General features: G+C 57.0%; 19 protein-coding genes. 10 read left to right on the forward strand and 9 right to left on the reverse strand.

The features are described from left to right. Positions 1–34 precede the first annotated feature (34 nt). Genes ACWKV9_RS05210 through ACWKV9_RS05220 form a run of 3 tightly spaced genes read left to right on the forward strand, consistent with a single transcriptional unit; the run spans position 35 to position 3,706 of the window. Entirely contained in the window at positions 35–1,846 is a 1,812-nt protein-coding gene (locus ACWKV9_RS05210) for a sensor histidine kinase (RefSeq protein WP_483835022.1), read from the forward strand. Next, positions 1,843–3,222, forward strand: a complete 1,380-nt coding sequence (locus ACWKV9_RS05215) for a sigma-54-dependent transcriptional regulator (RefSeq protein WP_483835023.1) — start codon at positions 1,843–1,845, stop codon at positions 3,220–3,222. The genes ACWKV9_RS05210 and ACWKV9_RS05215 overlap by 4 nt, the downstream gene beginning before the upstream one ends. Next, a complete protein-coding gene (locus ACWKV9_RS05220; RefSeq protein ID WP_483835024.1) occupies positions 3,209–3,706 on the forward strand; it encodes a YiiD C-terminal domain-containing protein in 498 nt (165 codons plus the stop codon). The genes ACWKV9_RS05215 and ACWKV9_RS05220 overlap by 14 nt, the downstream gene beginning before the upstream one ends. Before the next feature lie 96 nt (positions 3,707–3,802). Here ACWKV9_RS05220 and cysQ read toward each other — a convergent pair whose 3' ends face one another. Then, complete coding sequence (cysQ, locus tag ACWKV9_RS05225) at positions 3,803–4,645, reverse strand: 3'(2'),5'-bisphosphate nucleotidase CysQ (RefSeq protein ID WP_483835025.1); 843 nt, start codon at positions 4,643–4,645, stop codon at positions 3,803–3,805. Further along, positions 4,642–5,208, reverse strand: coding sequence for an ADP compounds hydrolase NudE (gene nudE, locus ACWKV9_RS05230; RefSeq protein WP_483835026.1), 567 nt, complete (start codon positions 5,206–5,208; stop codon positions 4,642–4,644). The genes cysQ and nudE overlap by 4 nt, the downstream gene beginning before the upstream one ends. Before the next feature lie 97 nt (positions 5,209–5,305). Here nudE and yrfG point away from each other — a divergent pair, with 97 nt between their 5' ends. Next, on the forward strand, positions 5,306–5,968 hold the full coding sequence (gene yrfG / locus ACWKV9_RS05235; protein WP_483835027.1) for a GMP/IMP nucleotidase: 663 nt from the start codon (positions 5,306–5,308) through the stop codon (positions 5,966–5,968). 131 nt (positions 5,969–6,099) lie between these two features. Here the strand turns inward: yrfG and lysM are convergent, their stop codons facing one another. Beyond that, the gene (lysM, locus tag ACWKV9_RS05240) at positions 6,100–6,546 is read right to left on the reverse strand and encodes a peptidoglycan-binding protein LysM (protein WP_483835028.1); all 447 of its coding nucleotides are present in this window, start codon (positions 6,544–6,546) and stop codon (positions 6,100–6,102) included. Between the two features lie 163 nt (positions 6,547–6,709). Between lysM and ACWKV9_RS05245 the strand changes: the two genes are divergently transcribed. The 4 genes from ACWKV9_RS05245 (at position 6,710) to ACWKV9_RS05260 (ending at position 11,654) form a co-directional block, all read left to right on the forward strand. Further along, positions 6,710–7,597 (forward strand): LysR family transcriptional regulator, encoded by an 888-nt coding sequence (locus ACWKV9_RS05245; RefSeq protein ID WP_483835029.1) that lies wholly within the window; start codon positions 6,710–6,712, stop codon positions 7,595–7,597. Between the two features lie 94 nt (positions 7,598–7,691). Next, the gene (gene fdhD, locus ACWKV9_RS05250) at positions 7,692–8,531 is read left to right on the forward strand and encodes a formate dehydrogenase accessory sulfurtransferase FdhD (protein WP_483835030.1); all 840 of its coding nucleotides are present in this window, start codon (positions 7,692–7,694) and stop codon (positions 8,529–8,531) included. 2 nt (positions 8,532–8,533) lie between these two features. Further along, positions 8,534–10,864, forward strand: coding sequence for an FdhF/YdeP family oxidoreductase (locus ACWKV9_RS05255; protein ID WP_483835391.1), 2,331 nt, complete (start codon positions 8,534–8,536; stop codon positions 10,862–10,864). A gap of 313 nt (positions 10,865–11,177) precedes the next feature. Beyond that, positions 11,178–11,654 (forward strand): glycine zipper domain-containing protein, encoded by a 477-nt coding sequence (locus ACWKV9_RS05260; RefSeq protein WP_483835031.1) that lies wholly within the window; start codon positions 11,178–11,180, stop codon positions 11,652–11,654. A gap of 62 nt (positions 11,655–11,716) precedes the next feature. On the opposite strand, the gene ACWKV9_RS05265 is transcribed toward ACWKV9_RS05260, so the two are convergent. Next, positions 11,717–12,142, reverse strand: coding sequence for an acyl-CoA thioesterase (locus ACWKV9_RS05265; RefSeq protein WP_483835032.1), 426 nt, complete (start codon positions 12,140–12,142; stop codon positions 11,717–11,719). A gap of 172 nt (positions 12,143–12,314) precedes the next feature. Between ACWKV9_RS05265 and ACWKV9_RS05270 the strand changes: the two genes are divergently transcribed. Beyond that, complete coding sequence (locus ACWKV9_RS05270; protein ID WP_483835033.1) at positions 12,315–13,460, forward strand: S8 family peptidase; 1,146 nt, start codon at positions 12,315–12,317, stop codon at positions 13,458–13,460. Between the two features lie 55 nt (positions 13,461–13,515). Here the strand turns inward: ACWKV9_RS05270 and ACWKV9_RS05275 are convergent, their stop codons facing one another. After that, positions 13,516–15,444, reverse strand: coding sequence for a RecQ family ATP-dependent DNA helicase (locus ACWKV9_RS05275; RefSeq protein ID WP_483835034.1), 1,929 nt, complete (start codon positions 15,442–15,444; stop codon positions 13,516–13,518). Positions 15,445–16,004: 560 nt separating this feature from the next. On the opposite strand from ACWKV9_RS05275, the gene ACWKV9_RS05280 reads away from it, so the two are divergent. Continuing rightward, positions 16,005–16,736 carry a hypothetical protein gene (locus ACWKV9_RS05280; RefSeq protein WP_483835035.1) on the forward strand — a complete coding sequence of 244 codons (732 nt, stop codon included), beginning with the start codon at positions 16,005–16,007 and terminating at the stop codon, positions 16,734–16,736. Here ACWKV9_RS05280 and ACWKV9_RS05285 read toward each other — a convergent pair. From ACWKV9_RS05285 to hslO, 4 genes are all read right to left on the reverse strand, one after another. Then, positions 16,733–17,404, reverse strand: coding sequence for an RNase A-like domain-containing protein (locus ACWKV9_RS05285; protein ID WP_483835036.1), 672 nt, complete (start codon positions 17,402–17,404; stop codon positions 16,733–16,735). The two genes, ACWKV9_RS05280 and ACWKV9_RS05285, sit on opposite strands and share 4 nt — an antisense overlap. Positions 17,405–17,619: 215 nt before the next feature. Then, the gene (locus ACWKV9_RS05290) at positions 17,620–18,246 is read right to left on the reverse strand and encodes an RNase A-like domain-containing protein (RefSeq protein ID WP_483835037.1); all 627 of its coding nucleotides are present in this window, start codon (positions 18,244–18,246) and stop codon (positions 17,620–17,622) included. A gap of 430 nt (positions 18,247–18,676) precedes the next feature. Next, positions 18,677–20,218 (reverse strand): phosphoenolpyruvate carboxykinase, encoded by a 1,542-nt coding sequence (locus ACWKV9_RS05295; RefSeq protein ID WP_483835038.1) that lies wholly within the window; start codon positions 20,216–20,218, stop codon positions 18,677–18,679. 194 nt (positions 20,219–20,412) lie between these two features. Further along, positions 20,413–21,315 carry an Hsp33 family molecular chaperone HslO gene (gene hslO / locus ACWKV9_RS05300; protein WP_483835039.1) on the reverse strand — a complete coding sequence of 301 codons (903 nt, stop codon included), beginning with the start codon at positions 21,313–21,315 and terminating at the stop codon, positions 20,413–20,415. Positions 21,316–21,399: the final 84 nt, after the last annotated feature.

A 21,399-nucleotide genomic window follows, 5' to 3' on the forward strand; every position in this document is an offset into this window, starting at 1 on the left:
AGACACCGACGAATCAATCGGCGTACGCGCAACGATGAACACCGCAACCCTCCCACGCCGCCCTCGCTGGCGCAGTCTCGCCTTGCTGGCGCTGATTCTCGCGCCGCTGCTGTGGCCGCTGGAACACCTCGCCGAGCGCTACTACCGCAACGAGCTGCTGAGCCAGAATCGTCAGACCCTGGACCTCTACGTCGCCAACCTGCTGGGCACCCTGCATCGTTACGAGGTCATGCCGCAGATCCTCGGTGACATCCCCGCCCTGCGCGCCGCCCTCGCCAATCCACAAGACAAACAGGCACAAGACGCTGCCAACCGGCTGCTGATGACGACAGCGCAGCAAACCGGCGCCGAAGTCATGTACCTGATGGCCCCCAACGGCGACACGCTCGCGGCCTCCAACTGGGACAAGCGCGACAGCTTCGTCGGACGCAATTTTGCCTTCCGCCCCTACTTCAGCGATGCCATGGCCGGGCGCCTCGGGCGCTTCTTCGGGCTGGGGACCACGTCCGCCAAGCGCGGCTACTTTTTCGGCGCTGCAGTGCGCGATGGCGACAACGTGCTCGGCGCGCTGGTGGTCAAGGTCGATCTGGACCATACCGAAACGCTGTGGGGCAAAACCCCCGAGCAATTGCTGGTCACCGACCATAACGGCGTCGTCATCCTGACCTCCAACCCCAACTGGCGATTCCGCGCCACACGGCCCTTGAGCGACGAGGAAAAGCAGGCCATCGTCGCCAATCAGCCCTACCCCACCCGCGATCCACGCCCACTTCTGCTCGACGAACAGAGCTGGCTGACTCAGACCCAGCAAATCGGTGAAACCGGCTGGAGCGTGAATATCCTGGCACCTCGAATGTTGGTCTCACGGCCAGTGCGCACCGTGGTCGCCGTGGGTGGCGCGACATTGCTGGTGTTGATGCTGTTACTGGGCATCATGATGCAGCGGCGGCGTCACTATCTGGACCGCATCGCCTTCGAGGCCAAGGCCCGGCGCGAGCTGGAAATTCGTGTGATCGAGCGCACCAGTGACCTGGAAGGCGCCAACGGTCGGCTGCGTCAGGAAGTGCTGGAGCGAGAGCACGCACAACAGGAGTTGTTCAGGGCGCAGGATGAGCTGGTGCAGGCCAGCAAGTTGTCGGCGCTGGGCACCATGTCGGCCAGCATCAGCCACGAACTCAATCAACCGCTGGCGGCGATTCGCAGCTACGCCGAGAACGCTGAAGTACTGCTCGATCACGAGCGCACCGAAGACGCACGCGGCAACCTCAAGCTGATCAGCGAGCTGACCGGGCGCATGGCTTCAATCATTGCCCACCTGCGCGCCTTCGCCCGCCGCGACCGTCATGCGCCGGAAAGCGTGGCCCTGCAACCGGCGCTGGACGATGCACTGGCGCTGCTGGCCAAGCGTCGCCGGGGTATGGAAGTCGAGCTGATCCGCGACCTGCCCGCCGCCACCTTATGGGTGCAGGCAGGGGAAACCCGGCTGCGACAAGTGCTCGGCAATCTGCTGGCAAACGCGCTGGATGCGCTCACCGAAAAAGGCCCACCGCGCAAGCTGTGGATCAGTGCCGAGCGCATCGAAGATGGCATCAATCTGTACATTCGCGACAATGGCCCTGGGTTTTCCAAAGAAGCACTGGAGCGCGCCCGCGAGCCATTTTTCACCACCAAGACCCGCACTCAGGGCCTTGGCCTGGGGCTTGCGATCTGCGATACGCTGATGCGCGCGCTGGGCGGCGAGTTGCTGTTCGCCAATCATCCAGACGGCGGCGCATTGCTGACGCTGCGCATGCGCGCCGGTGCTTCGGGCGTCAACCTACAACCGTCAGAGGACTTATCTGCATGAGTACGGACACCGCCATCGACAGCCGGATTCAGGTTGTGCTGATCGACGACGACCCGCATCTGCGCCAGGCGCTGAGCCAGACGCTGGATCTTGCCGGATTGAAAATCCTGCCCCTGAGCGATGCCCAGGGTTTGCCCGCACGCATCGAGCGCGACTGGCCCGGCGTTATCGTCAGCGATATCCGGATGCCGGGCATTGATGGTCTGGAACTGCTCAAACAACTACACGCGCAGGATCCCGATTTGCCGGTCCTGCTGATCACCGGCCATGGCGATGTCCCGCTCGCCGTTCAAGCCATGCGCGCTGGTGCGTATGACTTTCTCGAAAAGCCGTTTGCCAGCGACGCATTGCTTGACAGCGTACGTCGCGCCCTCGCCTTGCGTCGTCTGGTACTGGACAACCGCAGCTTGCGGCTGGCACTCAGTGACCGCCAGCAGTTGAGCAATCGGCTAGTCGGGTTTTCAGCGCCGATTCAACGCCTGCGCGACCAGATCGGCGCGCTCGCCGCGACCAAAGCCGACGTACTGATACTTGGCGAAACCGGGGCTGGCAAGGAAGTGGTCGCAAGGGCGCTACATGATTTGTCCAACCGCCGAAACGGGCCGTTTGTAGCCATCAACGCTGGTGCCCTAGCCGAATCAGTAGTGGAAAGCGAGCTGTTCGGCCATGAGCCCGGAGCGTTTACCGGTGCGCAAAAACGGCGGATCGGCAAGTTCGAATTCGCCAACGGCGGCACGCTGTTTCTCGACGAAATCGAAAGCATGAGCATGGACGTGCAGGTCAAGCTGCTGCGCCTGTTGCAAGAGCGGGTGGTGGAACGACTGGGCGGCAACCAGCAGATTGCGCTGGATATCCGAGTTATTGCCGCCACCAAGGAAGACCTCCGTCACGCCGCAGACCAAGGCCGTTTCCGTGCCGACCTGTATTACCGGCTCAACGTTGCACCGCTGCGTATTCCGCCCTTGCGCGAGCGTGGCGAAGATCCGCTGGTGCTCTTCCAGCACTTCGCCGATGCCGCTAGTTTGCGTCATGGATTGCCGCGCCACGAGCTGCAGCCGGGCCATCGCGCGCTATTGCTGCGTCACACGTGGCCCGGCAACGTGCGAGAGCTGCAAAACGCAGCCGAGCGTTTCGCCCTCGGTCTGGAGCTGGAACTCGAAGGCAACCAGCAACCGGATCTGCCAAGCACTGGTGGGGGGCTGAGCGAGCAGGTGGAAAGTTTTGAACGTTCACTGATCGCGGCCGAATTATCGCGCCCCCACAGTTCGGTGCGCAGCCTGGCCGAATCACTTGGGCTACCGCGCAAAACCCTGCACGACAAACTGCGCAAACACGGGCTGACCTTCAGCGGAGGGGGTCACGATGACGGCGAGTGATGGGGTGAATCCTTCTGAAGGTGACGGCGATTTCGCCCAGGCCGAAGCGCTGGAAGCGGTGCTGCATCGCGACATTCCGCTGACCCGCGACATGGGAGTGAAAGTACTGAGCTGGCATGACCAGACGTTGCGTCTGCACCTGCCACTTGCGCCGAATGTGAACCACAAAAGCACGCTGTTCGGCGGCAGTCTGTATTGCGGCGCAGTACTGGCGGGCTGGGGCTGGCTGCATGTGCGGCTCAAGGAGGCCGGCATCGACGACGGTCATATCGTGATTCAGGAAGGACAGATCAGCTATCCGTTGCCGGTAAAAACAGATGCCGTGGCGATCTGCGATGCGCCGGATGAGGCGACATGGGATCGGTTTTTGAAGATGTACGAGCGACGGGGACGGGCGCGTCTGGCACTGGATACGCGGATCGTGGCGCAGGACTCAGATGAGTCAGCCGTTACGTTCAGCGGGCAGTTTGTGCTTCATCGGTAAAATCGCATCTTTCCTGTAGGAGCCAACTTGTTGGCGATGAGGCTTACGTGGTGCATCAGCCGGGGCGCCTCGCGAACAAGTTCGCACTTACAGGATCTACGTCTTAGCTAACGCCAGCAGGGCATTACGCCACGGGGCTTTGGCAGGCAGGGCCAGGAAAAAGCCGTTGAGCAACGACTCGCGCGCCGGATAGGCAAACACGTTTCCGCTCAGATCCAGCACCACGCCGCCCGCGCCTTCCAGCACACCTTGAGCGGCCGCCGTGTCCCACTGCGACGTAGGCGCCAGACGCGGGTAACAATCGGCGGCGCCTTCGGCCAACAGGCAAAACTTCAGCGAGCTACCGATGTTGGTCAGTTGCAATTGCCCGACCGCCGAAGACAACCCGGCCAGCAGCTTCTCCTGCTCAGGGCTGGAATGACGGCGGCTGGCAACTACGGTAAACGTCTCGCCCGCAGCAGGTTCGTTGCGCACGCCAATGGGCGCCAGCTGCCCGGGAGCTTCACTGCGCCAGGCGCCGAGTCCTTGTCCGCCGAAATAACAGCGATCATTGGTCGGCATCGACACTACGCCGAACACCACCCGACCTTTCTCGATCAGCGCCACGTTGACGGTGAACTCTTCGCTGCCAGCGATGAACTCCTTGGTGCCGTCCAGCGGATCTACCAACCACCAACGATCCCAACTCGAGCGTTCGCTCAAGGGGATGTCGGCGTCTTCTTCGGAGAGAATGTGAATGTCCGGCGCCAGCGCTTTCAGGCCGTCGATCAACACATGATGCGCGGCCAGATCTGCCGCCGTGACGGGGGAATTGTCGGACTTGGCGGTGACTTCAACGCCATTACGCCAGAACGGCAGCGTGGCTTCGCCCGCCCGGCGGCAAAGATCGACAACCGGAGCCAACAACGGATGCGGCAAGTGCGCGAACGCATTGGTCATGGCTGGAATATCCCACGCTGGGTCAGCAGGTCGCGTACGAGATACAACGCCGCCAAAGCCCGACCTTCCGAAAACTGAGGATGCTCGATCAGGCTCGACAGCTCGCGCAGATTCACTTTGTCCACACGCATCGGCTCGGGCTCATCGCCCGGCAGTGTTTCTGGATACAGATCGGTGGCCAGCACCACCTGGATTTTCTGACTCATGTAGCCCGGAGACAAAGACAGCTCAGTGAGCAGTTCAAGCTGATGCGCGCCAAAGCCTGCTTCCTCTTTAAGCTCTCGGTTAGCCGCCGCCAAAATGTCTTCGCCCGGCTCGATCAGACCTTTGGGCAGGGACAGTTCATATTCGTCGGTGCCGCCGCAATACTCTTCAATCAACACGGCATGCTCTTCATCGAGCATCGCCACGATCATCACTGCGCCGTAACCGTTGCCACGCCCGACCAAACGTTCATAGACGCGTTCAACGCCATTGGAAAAGCGCAACTGCACTTCTTCAACACGGAACAGGCGGCTGCTGGCGACGATTTCGCGGGCTAATACGGTGGGTTTCTGGCGCATGACAAGCTCCTTGGCGTGGACGGAGTACTATACCGTGGCTTTTGGGAATGTCTTTGTCGGATCTGCCGACGTACTTCTTCACCGCCGAGAGATTTACATGCCCTCTTTACCCTGGCGCGACATCGACACCGTTCTGCTGGACATGGACGGCACGCTGCTCGACCTGCACTTCGATAATCACTTCTGGCTTGAGCATTTGCCCCAGCGCTACGCCGAACTGCACGGGGTCAGCCGGGCCATGGCCGAAATGGAGTTGCTGCCGCTGTTCGAGAAAAACGCTGGCACGCTGAACTGGTACTGCACTGACTTTTGGAGCAGCGAACTTAAGCTTTCAGTGCGTGAGCTGAAAGTTGAGATTGCTCATTTGATTGCCCTGCGCCCTGATGCCGAAACCTTTCTTGCCGCGCTGCAACATGCAGGCAAGCGCGTGATCATGATCACCAATGCCCATCGCGATTCGCTGTCGCTGAAGATGGAGCGGATCGAACTTGCGCCCTACTTCGAGCGCCTGATCAGCTCTCACGACTACGGTTTCCCAAAGGAAAACCCGCAATTCTGGGATGCATTGCACGCTGAAATCGATTTCGACCCGGCACGCAGCCTGTTCATCGACGACACCCTGCCGATCCTGCGCAGCGCGGGACGTTATGGCGTCAGGCATCTATTAGCGGTGAGCGAGCCGGACAGCCGCAAAGGGCCCAAGAACACTGAGGAGTTTGAAGCGGTGACGGATTATCGGGAGTTGATAGCAGGGCTTTGAATTGGGGGGGTCAGCACTGGAATCTGATTCCTGTAGGAGCGAATTCATTCGCGAGGCGTCGGCGTATCAGAAATACATCTGTCGCCTGCCAAATCTCGCGAATAAATTCGCTCCCACAGAAGATCGAGTTCCTATTCCGGTATACGCAAAACCTGACCCGGGTAGATCTTGTCCACGTCCTTGAGCATCGGTTTATTAGCGTCGAAGATTTTTTGATACTTGTTGGCATCGCCATAAACACGCTTGGAAATAGCGCTCAGCGTGTCGCCTTTCTCGACGGTGACGAACTTGGCAGCCACCGCAGCAGGCGCGCCCGCGGCAATAGTAAGCTGATCATCCACACTGCCCACGCCCGCGATATTGCCCGCTGCGAGCACGATCTTTTCCTTTTCTTCCTGGCTGGCAACTTCACCGGTCAAGGTGATCTTGTCACCGTCGACGGTTGCCTGGACGTTAGGATTGCCCAATCCCACATCTGAAATGTGCTTCTTCAGGGATTCTTCAGCATTGGCATTGCCAGGCGTCAGAAGGTCGATGAGTTTTTCACCGGCTTCTTTCACAAAACTAAACAGACTCATGTCGTTTCTCCGTTGTGGTTTTTATGTCCCAAGCAACAACCTTAGTCCGCTGACCTTGCCCGAACAGCACTTCCGACCAATGACCCCTGCGCAAGGTTTCAAGCCATGCGACATCCGGTCGCGCTAGAATCGCGGCGCCTGCCTTGCACCAAGTGGAGTGACGATGGACATCAAACAGCTGAAATTCCTGATTGCCCTCGATGAGACCCGTCATTTCGGGCAAGCCGCAGCGCGATGTCACATCACCCAGCCGACGCTTTCCATGCGCTTGCGCAGCCTCGAAGAAGAGCTGGATTTGCCGTTGGTCAATCGCGGGCAGCGCTTTGAGAGCTTCACCGCCCCTGGCGAACGCGTGCTGGCCTGGGCGCGGACCGTACTGGCGGCCTATGACGGTTTGCTGGCTGAAGCCGCCGCATGTCGGGGCCATCTGGTCGGCACATTGCGCTTGGGCGTGGTGCCGTTGTCGAGCTTCGATCCCTTGCCGCTGCTTCAACGATTGCATGCCGTTCATCCCAACATGCGCTTCGAGCTGTCGTCTTTGAGCTCCGAGCAGATTCTCGATCAGTTGGCGAGCAATCGGCTGGATCTGGGCGTTTCCTACCTGGAGCGTCTGGACAATGACCGTTTTGACTCCCTGGAACTGGCCGAAACACGCATGGGCCTGATGTACGACCAGCGTCATTTCAGCTTCGGCGAAGCCCCTATAAGCTGGGAGAGCCTGATCGAACTGCCGCTGGGCATGCTCAACAGCGGCATGCATTTTCGTCAATCCATCGACCACAATTTTCACAGTCGCGGCCTGCAACCCCAGCCGCTGATCCAGACCGATGCCGTGCACCAACTGATGCAGGCAGTTCACGGCGGATTTTGTTGCGCGATCATGCCGCTGGATGGCGGCCTGGAATCGCTCACTGAGCATTTGCGACTACAGCCTATTGCAGAGGCGCAGACATTAGCGCGCCTTGGACTGATCATGCGCCGCGCTGCACCACGCTCGGCACTGGCTGAGGCGTGCTTTGCGCTATACCAGAAAATGATCGAGCCATCTTGATCGACGTCATCTATCGGCACATCAGTACTAGCAATTAGACGCCATTGGGGAAGAGGCCTAGGCTAAAGGCCTGACAACTCTGCCGGTACTGCCCATGCACGCCAAGCACACGGACAGCACGGCGCCCGCAAAAAACCTGCCCGCGCCCGTCGCAAGCCAGCCCTATAGCTACACAAATCTCGCGCGTGACGCCGTCGAGCCAGCAGACTTGGCCGAAGAATCAGCACTCGCTATTGCCTATAACGACATCAGTCAGGCCGTAATGCTGGTCACTCCGGCAGATCTTGAAGACTTCATTGTTGGCTTCAGCCTGGGCAGCGGACTCATCGCTTCGCCCAGTGATATCTACGACATCAAGCTCGGCGGCTGTGGCTCGGCGCTGACCGCAGAAGTCGAGATTGCCAGTCGCGCCTTCTGGAATCTCAAAACTCAACGCCGACAAATGGCCGGCACCAGCGGCTGCGGCCTGTGCGGGGTCGAAGCCGTCGAGCAAGCGCTGCCTGAGCTGAACGTATTGCCCGGCGCCCCGCTGCCCCCTGCTCAATGGCTGGAAGGCCTGCGCCAGCGCATCAGTGAATTCCAGCCGTTGGGCCAGCATTGCGGCGCCGTGCATGCTGCAGTGTTCATGAACGATAAAGGCGAACTGTTGATGGGCCGCGAAGATATTGGCCGTCATAACGCGCTCGACAAACTGATCGGTGCGCTGATTCGCCAGAACATCCCCACCGCGGGCGGCCTGGCTATCGTCACCAGTCGTTGCAGTCTCGAACTGATTCAAAAAGTCCTGCGTGCAGGCATTCAAACCTTGGTCAGCCTGTCCTCGCCCACGGGCCTGGCGCTGCAATGGGCGCGTCGACACAACCTCAATTTAATCCACCTGCCGCAGAAAAGTGCGCCGCGGGTTTACAGCCCTGCGATGGAGAATCCAGCTTGAGCATGCATAAACAAGCCGACAAAACCCCTGTTCCGCGTTACAAGCCGTACAAAGGTCCGGCCGGTGGATGGGGCGCACTGATCAGCGTGACGCAGGCGTGGCTGACCAGCGACAACGCGCTGAAAAACCTGCGCATGATGCTCAAGACCAACCAAAACGGCGGCTTCGACTGCCCTGGTTGCGCGTGGGGCGATTCGCCGGAAAGCGGCATGGTCAAGTTCTGCGAAAACGGCGCCAAAGCGGTCAACTGGGAAGCCACCAAGCGCCGTGTTGATCCGTCATTTTTCAGCCGTTACAGCGTCAGCGCTTTGCTGGAGCAAAGTGACTATTGGCTGGAATATCAGGGCCGTCTGACCGAGCCGATGACTTACGACGCCCAGACCGATCGATACAAACCGATCAGCTGGGACGACGCGTTCGCCCTGATTGCCAAACACCTGAACAACCTGCCAAGCCCTGACATGGCTGAGTTCTATACGTCGGGCCGGGCCAGCAACGAAGCGGCTTATTTGTATCAGCTGTTCGTTCGCGCCTTTGGTACCAACAACTTCCCCGACTGCTCGAACATGTGCCATGAAGCCAGCGGCGTGGCGCTGTCGCAAAGCGTCGGTGTGGGCAAAGGCACCGTAACGTTCGACGACTTCGAACACGCCGACGCCATCTTCGTGTTGGGCCAGAACCCTGGCACCAATCACCCGCGCATGCTTGAACCGCTGCGTGAAGCAGTGCAGCGCGGCGCGCAAGTGGTTTGCGTCAACCCGCTTAAAGAGCGCGGTCTGGAACGCTTCCAGCACCCGCAACACCCGCTTGAAATGCTAAGCAATGGCTCCGAACCGACCAACACCGCCTACTTCCGCCCAGCATTGGGTGGCGACATGGCCTTGTTGCGCGGTATGGCCAAGTTTCTGCTGCAATGGGAGCGCGAAGCTCAGGCAACCAACGCGCCATCGGTGTTCGACCACGACTTCCTCAACGAGCACACCCAGGGCGTACTCGATTACCTGGCGAAGATCGACGACACCACATGGGAAGCGATCATCGAGCAGTCTGGCTTGCCGCTGGAAGACATCGAGCGCGCCGCGCGCATGTACGCCAAAGGCAAAAACGTGATCATGTGCTGGGCGATGGGGATTACCCAGCATCGCCACTCGGTGCCGACTATCCAGGAAGTCGCCAATCTGATGCTGCTGCGCGGCAATATCGGCCGCCCCGGCGCAGGCCTTTGCCCGGTACGTGGGCACAGCAACGTGCAGGGTGATCGCACCATGGGCATCAACGAGCGCCCGCCAGTGTTCTTCCTCGACGCTTTGGAAAAACGCTTCCAGTTCAAAGTGCCTCGCACCAATGGCCATAACGTGGTCGAAGCCATTCACGCGATGCTCGAAGGTCGCTCGAAAGTCTTCATCGGCCTGGGCGGTAACTTTGCCCAAGCCACGCCGGACAGCCCGCGTACTGCCGAGGCGCTGCGCAACTGCGACCTGACGGTGCAGATCAGCACCAAGCTCAACCGCAGCCACCTGATGCATGGCAAAGACGCGCTGATCCTGCCGTGCTTTGGTCGTACGGATATCGACATTCAGGCCGACGGTCCGCAGGCAGTGACCGTAGAGGACTCATTCAGCATGGTTCATGCCTCCAACGGTCAGCTAAAACCGCTGTCGCGTCAGATGCGGTCCGAACCTGCGATCCTCGCCGGCATCGCTAACGCAACGCTGGGCAAGCAGCCGGTGGACTGGCTGTGGCTGGTGGAAGATTACAGCCGCATTCGCGACCTGATCGCTGACACGATCCCAGGCTTCAAAGACTTCAACGAGAAGATCAAACATCCGGGTGGCTTCTATCTGGGCAACTCGGCGGGTGCGCGTCGCTGGAACACGCCAAGTGCCCGCGCCAACTTCAAGCCGAACATGCTCCCGGTGGATCTGGTGCATGAAGGCGTTCGCGCCACGGGGATTATTCCGGATCTGATCATGCAATCGATGCGCTCCCACGATCAGTACAACACCACCATTTATGGCCTGGACGATCGTTATCGCGGCGTTAAAGGTCAACGTGACGTAATGTTCATGAATGAGGCTGACATCGTGCGCCTGGGCTTCGTGCCAGGCCAGAAGGCCGATATCGTGTCGATCTGGGGCGATGACATCGTGCGCCGCGTGAAGGGCTTCACGTTGCTTGCGTTCGACATCCCTGCCGGGCAGGCTGCGGCGTATTACCCAGAGGTGAACCCTCTGGTCCCGCTGGAAAGCGTCGGTGAAGGCAGCAGCACGCCGACATCGAAGTTCGTCGCAATCAAGCTGGAGCGGCATGTTGAGGTGGCGCGGATCGTTTGATTTGTTTTGCGAATAACTCTCTCTGTAGGAGCGAACTCATTCGCGAGACGTAGGATCGTTCGATAAATCCTGTAAGCCGGACAAAGCCTCGCGAATAAATTCGCTCCTACAGAATCTCCGCACAAAAAAAGGCCCGAATCGCGTGATTCGGGCCTGTCTGAAGTAATCTAGGACTGTCGATTCCGGCTTTAGTTCCTTAACCAAAACAATAACTTAGCGTTTTGTATACAAGTCGTGTTATTCGTCGGATTTCGATTGTGACATTTCCTACATGATTGCAGGATCGCGCCGTCATCCCTACGAGAGTCCATACATGAAGTATTCCTCGATTCTGTTGTTGTCACTCACTCTGGCCACTGGTTTCGCTTCAGCTGGCGACAATGTGACTGCCGGTGTGGGCGGAGCATTGGGTGGGGTACTCGGTTCAGTTGTCGGCCAACAGATTGGCGGCAGCACAGGTTCGGCCATTGGTGCCGGCCTGGGTGGTGCGGCAGGTGGTGCGGTAGGCGCCAATCGTCGCAACCGCACTGAAGCAGCGCTTGGCGGCGGCTTGGGCGCAGCGGGCGGTAACGTGATCGGCCGCAGCGTCGGCGGCAGCACCGGCAGCCTGATTGGCGCCGCAGCCGGCGGTGGCGCAGGTGGCGCGCTGGGTAACTACATGGGCAACGAAAGCCGTCGCGATGACGATCGCAGCTATCGTGGCGACCGTCGCGATTATCGTAACGGCCATGGCCCACGCGGCCACGCCTACGGTCATCGTAAAAACCAACGCCATTGGCGTCATCGTTAATCCGCCAAGCTCATGATTGAAGCTTCACACACTGGCGGCCTGAAAAGCGGCCAGTGTTGTTTTCAGACCTGCAACAACGCCATCGCCCTTCTCAGCTCGTCCGGAATCGGCACTGGCTGATTCGAGCCCCGGTCCACGAACACATGCACGAATCGCCCCGCTGCACAGGCCTCCTCCTCTCCCGATTTGAACACCGCCAACTCATATTGAACTGAGCTATTGCCCAGTTTGGCCACCCGCAGACCGATTTCGATCAGGTCGGGATAGGCAATCGAGGCGAAGTAATCGCACGACGAACTGACGACAAACCCCACCACCGCACCATCGTGAATATCCAGAGCGCCGCGCTCGATGAGGTAGGTATTCACCGCGCTATCGAAGAAGCTGTAATAAGTCACGTTGTTCACGTGGCCGTAGATATCGTTGTCGTGCCAACGAGTGGTGATGGGCTGAAAGTGTTTGTAGTCGGCGCGCTGCGTTGTAGTCATTGATCACAAACCTTGTAAATGCGGATGGAGGATCGCTACTGCGCAATGGATTGAAATTACAGGGCGTCACTTGCGCAGATAAAACGATACATATCTATGGCCCGAAACCCTGAGAAAGCCACAATACTGACAGCCGACGACCATTACGCAGGAAGCGTAGTGGATTTACATCATGGAGCTGCGTATGTACAAATTTCCACAGTACCAAATCAAGCTGAAAACCCCCGAAACGAAACACCGCTTAAGCGTTACCACGTTGATTCTTCCGCTGCTGCTGACAGGCTGCATCACACCAGCGAAACAGCACGACACTTCTCAAGACCGCCAGCACATTGCCGGGTTTGAAACCGATGAGTATGAAGCTCAAAAGGGCCTCGCCATCATCAAGGCCGCAACGCTTTACGCGCGGGGCGGTACGGGACAGGGAGTCACCGTCGCCGTCATCGACTCTGGTCTGAATACCGCCCTGCCGGAGTTTCGCGGCCGCATCGCTGATCCGGGGTATGACTTCATGCGCAATGTGCCCGGCACAGTCGATGTAAAGGGCCACGGGACCGAAATGGCAGGCATCATCGCTGCTAACAAGGATGATGAGGGTATCCACGGCGTCGCCTACGACGCAAAAATTATCCCGATGCGCTTTGGGGACAATGACGAACCCTTCTTCTTTGATAGCGAGATAGCTCAATCGTGGAAGCTCAGCTTCGACGCAGGAGCGCGAATCATCAGCAACTCTTGGGCAAACTCCATTCCAGCCACAGAAATTACCGAGGCGCGTTACAACCAGGTGATGCCCGAATCATTGGCGATGGCGCGTGATTTGGTCGGCAACGGTGCGGTTTTTGTATTTCCAACCGGGAACGAACTCAAGCGACAGCCTTTGGCTGAGCCCGGCCTGCCCTTTGCCGTGAATGAACTGGAAAAAGGCTGGCTGGCAGTTGTAGCGCTCAATAATCAGGGAACGCTGGTTACCGATAAGTCCAACTACTGCGCGATCGCCGCGAAGTGGTGCATTGCCGCTCCGGGTGGAGATGGCGGCAAGGACCGCGGTCTGTGGACCACCGGCAAAGACGGAGCGTTAACTGAAACTGCGGGCACCTCTCCCGCCACTGCGTTGGTCAGCGGGGCGCTGGCGGCGATGCAAAGTCTTTATCCCCAGGCCAGCCCTCAGCAGTTGCGCGCGATCCTGCTGACAACCGCAAACCGCAATGGCCTGTTTGCCAATGAGGAAGCGTATGGCCAAGGCGTCCTGGATCTTGATGCGGCTGCAATCGAAGCGAAGCAGCAATTCGCAGCACCTGAGAACAGCGACTCATAACGTTAGGAGCCCGAGCGTGGCTGCGATGATCACGTCGCAGCCACACCGAGCTGAATCAAACCTGGCTTATGACCCATTCGCGCACTGAGGCGTATGGATAATGCTCCAGCATCCCGAACCCTGTGATGCTCCGCGCCTTGAGCCTGGTGAACATAGGCACACTGATTCCGCACAGAAACCGGGTCAGGCATTCAGCGCTGGGTTCAAAGCCCTTCGCACTTAAATGCCTTGCGATGAATTCGGCGCACAGGCCCTGAAAATCTTGAGCCTCGAATGGCGCCAATGCTGGCGCCGCCGGTAACCGGGCCACGCACCCTTCGCATACTGAACAGTGTCCGCAATGCTCGGGCGCATTTTCATCGCCGAAGTACTGGGCCAGTCGAAAGCTCAAGCATTGCTCGCTGCTGAACACATCCAGCATTGCGTGAATCCGCGCCACTTCAGTCCGTTCGTGGTGCGCAAAGTGGGCGTGCAGCTCCGCACTCAGCCCGTCAAGGTCGAAGTCTGTATCAAGCAGGCTGTACACCTCAGTCATCTGCTTGCTTTCCAGCTCGATCCAGCCTTTCTCCTGGAAGTAATCCAGCGCAGTCACAACCCGCCCGCGATCAGCGCGGTACTGCTGAAACATCGCATCAAAGTTAACGGTTGCCCAAGTGCGCGCCTTGCTCGATGTCTCCATCAGCGCCTGCACGAATTGCCGACGCTCGCCTTCGAAACGCTGAACTATTTGCTCTGCGGTTAGCAAGAACTTGAAGCGATACTCCGCAAAATAGGAATAGCGCGGGGCTATGATTCCGCGAAGCTCAAGCTGTACCAACAGCGTTTTGAGGGGCAGCTGGCGAATGTTGCTCATGTCCGACAGCGGCGTCAGCAGAAACTCCCACTGACCATCGCCCCTCGCATTGAGCACGTCCTCAAGTACGCGCCGTATGCCCTCAAGCTCAGGTGTGTCGCCGTACACGAAGTTTTCCAGCACGTTGACGCTGTCACGATTGGCCAATACCAGACACTCGGACGATGCGCCGTCACGTCCGGCCCGGCCAATTTCCTGACTGTAATTTTCGATGGACTTGGGCAAATCAAAGTGGACGACATTACGAATGTCGCTCTTGTCGATACCCATGCCAAAGGCGATGGTGGCGACGATGCAATTAATCCTTCCGTCCATGAACTGGCGCTGAATCGACTCCCGCTTATCGTGAACAAGTCCCGCGTGGTACGCGTAAGCAGCAATGCCATGATCAGAGAGGTGCAAAGCGACAAACTCAGCAGTCTTTTGCAGCGTCACGTACACAATGGTCGGTTGATTCGCCCGCTCGGTCAGCCATTGCACAAGACGCTTGCGCTTGTCATGACCTGATACGGGCTCGATAAGCAGCTTCAGGTTGGAGCGATAAAAACCGGTGGTGACGACATCGTCAGGCTCGATGCCGAATTTGCTTTGCATGTCTGCAATCACATCCGGCGTGGCGGTGGCCGTTAGCAGCAGAGCCTGCGGGATGTTGAACTCGCGTTGGTAGTCCGGCAGTTTCAGGTAATCGGGGCGGAAATTGTGCCCCCACTCGGAGATGCAGTGCGCTTCATCTACCACCAGCAACGAGACCGGAATCTGCGCAATGAAATGGCGGAAACGTTCATTCTTGAGACGCTCCACCGAAATCATCAAAATCTTCAAATCACCGGACCGGGCTCGCGACATGACGTCCGCCACCTCATCACGATTTTGTGCTGAGTCGATGCTGGCCGCTGCAATGCCGTGACGCTGGAGAAACGCTAACTGGTCCTGAATCAGTGCCAGCAGCGGCGAGACCACCAACGTCAGATGCGGCAACAACAGCGCAGGAAGCTGATAGCAAAGAGACTTGCCCGAGCCAGTCGGGAAGATCGCCGCCGCTGAACGTCCGGCCAACACCGCACCAATCGCGGCCTCTTGTCCCACCCGGAACTGCCGATAACCAAAAACCTGCTCAAGAGTTTGATGCATTAGCTGCCACTCCATTGACCGCTGGAAAGGGTTCGAACCTTAACGCGGAGGGGTCCAGGCAAGACAGGCCGAAACCGTTACAGAAATGAAGATCAGGATACAGTGCTGATCCCTCCGAACTGCAGCAAATGCTAAATAGCTATCCCCCCAAGCTATTTTGCGGGCTTCCAACGTTTCGCCAAGGAGAGGCACACGATGACCGAAGATGAGCGCAATCGCCTGCGTGAGCGCCTCACCGCCGACAACGAAGATGGGCCCAGACGCCCTCGTAGTAATAAAACTAAAGCGCCGGAGGTCTTCAGGAATGTCTCAGACAGCACTTGGCACAATGGTTGTTGATTGATAACCAGATTGACGGCACCAGTGTTTGCGCCAACCAGCGCCGAGGGTGGATTGAATACCGGAGTGTCGTAAGGCAGCGAGTGGATTCAGCCCGACGGGATAGTTCAGCCTCGGCCAGCCAGCAGTCAGGAAAAATTTATTCGACATACTCGCCGATTGTGCGGTCATAACCTGCAACCAAACAGAAGCGCCCTAAGCCGCTCACCCATGGAATGCACATGACCCCAAATCTCGCCCGTCCCCTGCCCCGACTGCTCATACTTCTGAGCGTCTTTGTTGCAGCGTTATCTGGCTGCGGCAACGATGATCCCACGGCAGGCAAAAGTCCCGTCGCCAATGCCTCAGCTCCGCTCAAGCAAATGACCATCGATGTCACTGGCGACCTGAATTTGCATTACGTGGCGACGGGCGAGGATGTGGCCGTTGGATTTCTGCCCGGAAAAGAACCTGGGGCAAACTGGCTGACCCTTAGTGGTAATCAGATTAAAGATGGCGACAGCAATCGTGTCAGCATTGGACCGATTCTCGGCTTTTCGTTTGAAAACCCTTCCCAGCCTCATATCGAGTTGCTATTCCAGGGCGGGCGCGTTGAAGTTACCCACGGCGAAAGCAACGCGTCCTATGACACCGGTGCTTATTACCTGTATTTCGACAAAGACAAAACCGGCGCGAACAGCAACGTCAAACTCGACTTCACGTCGGTGGAGAAATTGCAGTCGAATAACAAGCTGCTGGTCCGCTATCGACTGATCGGGGGCTTCCAGTTCAACGCAGCCTTCGGTCCAGAACAACCCAACGAAGCCTGCTCCAAAGAAGCCGCCACGTTCGCGGCGGAACACGGCGAACGCCATCCAGGGTTTGACGCGAAACTGTGTGAAGCGAAAAGCGTGGTTGCCAAGGGAAGCTTTGACATTACCCAAGACTTTCCAGTGACCGACAACGCGGGTTAGCGTGAGAAGAACCCTTTGATTCGTGACTTGCGCTCTGCGTCGAGTAAGGACAGGACGTTTGTGAGGAAAACGTGGAGGTCGCCTTCGAAGTAGTCCTCAGCAAACGAAAGCTCCTGGTCAAATGGATCTGCATATTCCAGACCGTCAACAGTCATGTATTTCTTGATGTACTTTTTGATGTTTCTTTTCAAAAAGAACACACATAAAACGCCGTGAGTATCCATGTACTCCGCTACAATTTCCGGCAAAGTCAGAGGAACGAAATTTTCTTTGTCTTCGTCTTCCAAAAACTCTCCTACTGCAATTCCTACGTCATACATGAAACCCATGAGAAAACCGTATGTCGATGGGAGTACTCTCCAAACTGGAAATGCCGTGAGAATGAAGAAAGGCATGTGGTTATACTCAGCCATCTTAACAACGACTCTGATTGCTGAAAGATCTACTACCTCTTCAGGATTTTGACTGGTAAGCCCCCAACCCACTGCTTTGTCCAGCTGCATATCAAACCTGTACTCCGGACGCATGAGTAGAAATTTCGCCTTAGAGTAGATAAAAATCTTCAGCTTATTCTTTTGAAGCGCCTGACTCACAGCCCACTCAGCGGCCTCCAAGTCATAAAACGTACTCGACTCAGTGACCTTATTCGGGGAAAGTATCTTTTCCAAAAAATTCAACTCCTGATCTAAACTTTAAAATTGACTGACCGCCGCCCAGCATTTAGGCGCATGTATTTATGGATCGTCGTCCACAACACCCCCCCGCTCTGACAAAACGATTCATCAACGGAAATAGGAAACTTCTGCATTATCGGACACGAAAACAATAATATTTATATAACCATTTACTATCCTTACGGAGCAAACCCTGCCACAATTTTACCCTAAGGTATAGGATATGCCGTGACAATGTAGTAGGGCATATGATTATATTCCACGAACGATATAACGACTCTAACCTTTGACATTTCAATAGGGACGTTTGGGGCATTTCTAGAGATACCCCAACCGACGACCCTATTCAAAATCGTATCAAATTCATATTGCCCATTCCTCAAAAGAAACTTCGCCTTAGAGTACATAATAATTTTAAGCTTATTTCGCTGAAGCGCCTGGCTTACTGCTCGCTCTGCGGTCGCCAGGTCATAAAAGGTGCTCGCCACATGAATTTTCTTCGACGCAAACCGTTTCTGCAGAAACGCCCCGTCCTTGTCAACATGCCTGGCAATAATATGGCCGCCGCCAAATTTTTTAGGCGCGTGTAATGGTATTTCATTTGTCACTACCGTCAAACGCCCCGCCCTGACCGAAGACACTCTGAACGCGTTATACAAAGAAGCCGTAGAAAGCGGTACCGCGAATTCAGTTGCTAATCCGATGACCTGGCCCGCAGCGTGAGAAGCGCCAAGTGCCTCGGCAGCGGACGCTCCGGCTTTGAAAGCGAATGAATCGGTATTCCGGCCAGTCAAAATCTGCGTTGACGCAGCAGACAGTTGATCAGCAGCATGCACTCCCCATAGCCACGCATCCGACCTTGCTTATCATGGTCGGATCGGGAAGCGCACATAGAACACCCGCACCTGCGAGTTCTACGATGCCTCCCACCAGCCGTAAACTGCCGAATATGCGATTCGATCTTATCTCGCCTTCAGATAACGAATCCTGAGTTAGAATTGCGGCCATTTGCGCAAAACTTAACGTGACGCGAAAGTCGTCAGTTTTATACATTGTGAATAGACCTGTCCCTGGAGTGACTTTTAATGTTCAGCTGTCAAACGTGCAACGATGGCGCGCAGGCTAAGGCTGAAAATCAACAGCAACAAGACAGTTACAAGCGTTAGGGAAGTTTCGTACAACAGAACAAGACAACTCCTATAACGTTAAATCCGAGACAACAAAAAACCGCCCCAAAGGGCGGTTTTTTTACAACCAATCCGAATCTTACAACTTCGGACCCGCTGCCTTGATGGCATCACTCACGTCAAACTTCTTGAAGTTCTCGGTGAACAAAGTTGCCAGTGCTTTGGCAGCTTCGTCGTAGGCCGCTTTGTCTGCCCAGGTATTGCGTGGGTTAAGTAGCGCGGTGTCTACGCCCGGCACCGACTTCGGCACGTCAAGATTGACGGTGTCCAGATGCTCGGTTTCGGTACCGATCAGTGCGCCGCTCTGGATCGCCGCGATAACGCCACGGGTGGTAGGGATGTTGAAGCGTTTGCCGACACCATAACCGCCGCCAGTCCAGCCGGTGTTAACCAGATAGACCTTGGAGTTAAAGCCGCGAATGCGTTTGATCAGCAGCTCAGCGTATTCACCGGCCGGACGCGGGAAGAACGGCGCGCCGAAGCAGGTGGAGAACGTGGACTTGATACCCGGGCCCGAACCCATTTCGGTGGAGCCAACCAGTGCGGTGTATCCCGACAGGAAGTGATACGCGGCTTGTTCTTCGCTGAGGATCGACACTGGCGGCAGAACACCGGTCAGGTCGCACGTCAGGAAGATCACAGCGTTTGGCTCGCCACCGAGGTTTTTCGGAGCGCGTTTTTCGATCAGCTCACGCGGATAAGCGGCGCGGCTGTTCTGGGTCAGGCTGTCGTCTGCGTAATCAGCTTTTTTGTCAGCATCAAGAATTACGTTTTCCAGAACAGCACCGTGCTGGATAGCTTTCCAGATGACGGGCTCGTTCTTCTCGGAGAGGTCGATGCACTTGGCATAGCAACCACCTTCGATGTTGAACACAACGCCTTCACCCCAGCCGTGTTCATCGTCACCGATCAGGTAACGGCTCTCGTCTGCAGACAGAGTAGTTTTACCAGTGCCCGACAGGCCGAAGAACAATGTGACGTCGCCGTCTTCGCCCATATTGGCTGCGCAGTGCATAGGCAGCACATCGTGGGCCGGGAGCAGGAAGTTCTGCACCGAGAACATGGCTTTCTTCATTTCGCCGGCGTAACGCATGCCTGCGATCAGCACTTTCTTGGCTGCGAAGTTGATGATCACTGCACCGTCGGAATTGGTGCCGTCACGCTCAGGCTCGCAGACGAACCATGGGGCGTTCATCACCTGCCATTCTTGCTTGGCACCTTCGTTGTACTGTTCAGGATTGATGAACAAGCAACGACCGAACATGTTGTGCCAGGCCGTTTCGGTGCTCATCTTGACCGGCAGGTAGTAAGCCGGATCTGAACCTACATGCACGTGGGATACGAAGTGATCGCGCTCACCCAGGTAGGCGGCCACGCGATCCCACAGTGCGTCGAACTTGTCGGCTGGAAACTTGCGGTTGATCGGGCCCCAGGCGATGGCGGCCTGAGTGCTCGGCTCTTCAACGATGAAACGGTCGAGCGGTGAACGGCCAGTACGATGGCCAGTTTTCACGACGAGTGCGCCAGTATCGGCCAGCTCGCCTTCACCGCGATTCAGGGCTTCTTTAACCAGATCGTCAATGCTGAGATCGGTATACACGGTGCTATTGGCTTGCGTCATGAGTGTCCCCGTCGGCTCAAAGGCCGAGTGCTCCAAACGTTTTGTAGTAAAAAAACAACCACTACTACAGCGAAAAGTGGGCCGGATTATGCCAGAAAACCCTAGAAAAGGTAGGGCCCTCCGGTCAGTAACTACACATGGGATTTGCCCGGCCTAATTGGCACGAAACCGCCCGAACAGAGCGTGGCACTACCTCAATGACGAGTGTCGGAGGGAGAGTCCACGCCACCACCTGCGAACAGCTGCGCTACATCTGTGGAATCGAACAAATAACGCTCATTACAGAACTGACAATCGATTTCAACGACACCGTTGTGCTCGATCACTAATTGCTGTGCATCTTCCAGACCAAGACTGACCAGTGCATTGGCAGAACGTTCGCGTGAGCAACTGCAGCGGAAGGTCAGCGGCTGAATATCGAACATGCGAACCGGGTCTTCGTGGAAGAGACGATGCAAGACCGTTTCGTTGTCCAGACTCAATAACTCTTCAGCGGTCAGCGTGCTGGCAAGCGTCGTGACGTGCTGCCAACTGGCCTCGCGCTCTTGGGCGTCAGTCAGCCGCGCGGCAGGCAATTGTTGCAGCAACAGACCACGAGCACGTTTGCCGTCGGCATTTAGCCAGAAGCGCGTAGGCAACTGCTCGGACATCACGAAGTAGGTCGACAGGCATTCCGAAAGATCCACGCCATCCAGACCGACAATGCCCTGATAGCGTTTGCCCCGTCGTGGGTCCATGGTCATGGTCAGGTCACCATCAGGCATCAATTGCTGAAGCGTGGCGCCGGGTTCGATAAGAGATTCATCGTAGCGGGCGATGCCGCGAATCTCACGTTCGCTGGAGCACTCAACCATCAACAACGAAACCGGGCCAAGCGAGCGCGCCTGCAACACCAGCAAGCCATCGAACTTCAGCGTACCGACGAGCAATGCGGCAGCGGCAAGGATCTCGCCAAGCAGTTGCGCCACCGGCTCTGGATAGGTGTGCTTGGCCAGCACTTCGGCATAGCTGCGCTCCAGCGCAACGATTTCGCCGCGAACGTCGCTCTCATCGAATATGAAGCGCTGGGTGTAATCGGTGTCCGGAAAATCATGCATAGGGAAAGTATCTGAATTGATGACAAAGTAATGACAAGCGCTTATAAAACGCCGTTTAGCACCGATGGGTGCACTGTCTAGCCG

It is taken from the genome of Pseudomonas corni, assembly GCF_057128765.1.

Bases quoted from the DNA above. Each gene is read 5' to 3' on its own strand.
- ACWKV9_RS05210 (WP_483835022.1), top strand. From the start codon at position 35: ATGAACACCGCAACCCTCCCACGCCGCCCTCGCTGGCGCAGTCTCGCC.
- ACWKV9_RS05215 (WP_483835023.1), top strand. From the start codon at position 1,843: ATGAGTACGGACACCGCCATCGACAGCCGGATTCAGGTTGTGCTGATC.
- ACWKV9_RS05220 (WP_483835024.1), top strand. From the start codon at position 3,209: ATGACGGCGAGTGATGGGGTGAATCCTTCTGAAGGTGACGGCGATTTC.
- cysQ (WP_483835025.1), bottom strand. From the start codon at position 4,645: ATGACCAATGCGTTCGCGCACTTGCCGCATCCGTTGTTGGCTCCGGTT.
- nudE (WP_483835026.1), bottom strand. From the start codon at position 5,208: ATGCGCCAGAAACCCACCGTATTAGCCCGCGAAATCGTCGCCAGCAGC.
- yrfG (WP_483835027.1), top strand. From the start codon at position 5,306: ATGCCCTCTTTACCCTGGCGCGACATCGACACCGTTCTGCTGGACATG.
- lysM (WP_483835028.1), bottom strand. From the start codon at position 6,546: ATGAGTCTGTTTAGTTTTGTGAAAGAAGCCGGTGAAAAACTCATCGAC.
- ACWKV9_RS05245 (WP_483835029.1), top strand. From the start codon at position 6,710: ATGGACATCAAACAGCTGAAATTCCTGATTGCCCTCGATGAGACCCGT.
- fdhD (WP_483835030.1), top strand. From the start codon at position 7,692: ATGCACGCCAAGCACACGGACAGCACGGCGCCCGCAAAAAACCTGCCC.
- ACWKV9_RS05255 (WP_483835391.1), top strand. From the start codon at position 8,534: ATGCATAAACAAGCCGACAAAACCCCTGTTCCGCGTTACAAGCCGTAC.
- ACWKV9_RS05260 (WP_483835031.1), top strand. From the start codon at position 11,178: ATGAAGTATTCCTCGATTCTGTTGTTGTCACTCACTCTGGCCACTGGT.
- ACWKV9_RS05265 (WP_483835032.1), bottom strand. From the start codon at position 12,142: ATGACTACAACGCAGCGCGCCGACTACAAACACTTTCAGCCCATCACC.
- ACWKV9_RS05270 (WP_483835033.1), top strand. From the start codon at position 12,315: ATGGAGCTGCGTATGTACAAATTTCCACAGTACCAAATCAAGCTGAAA.
- ACWKV9_RS05275 (WP_483835034.1), bottom strand. From the start codon at position 15,444: ATGCATCAAACTCTTGAGCAGGTTTTTGGTTATCGGCAGTTCCGGGTG.
- ACWKV9_RS05280 (WP_483835035.1), top strand. From the start codon at position 16,005: ATGACCCCAAATCTCGCCCGTCCCCTGCCCCGACTGCTCATACTTCTG.
- ACWKV9_RS05295 (WP_483835038.1), bottom strand. From the start codon at position 20,218: ATGACGCAAGCCAATAGCACCGTGTATACCGATCTCAGCATTGACGAT.
- hslO (WP_483835039.1), bottom strand. From the start codon at position 21,315: ATGCATGATTTTCCGGACACCGATTACACCCAGCGCTTCATATTCGAT.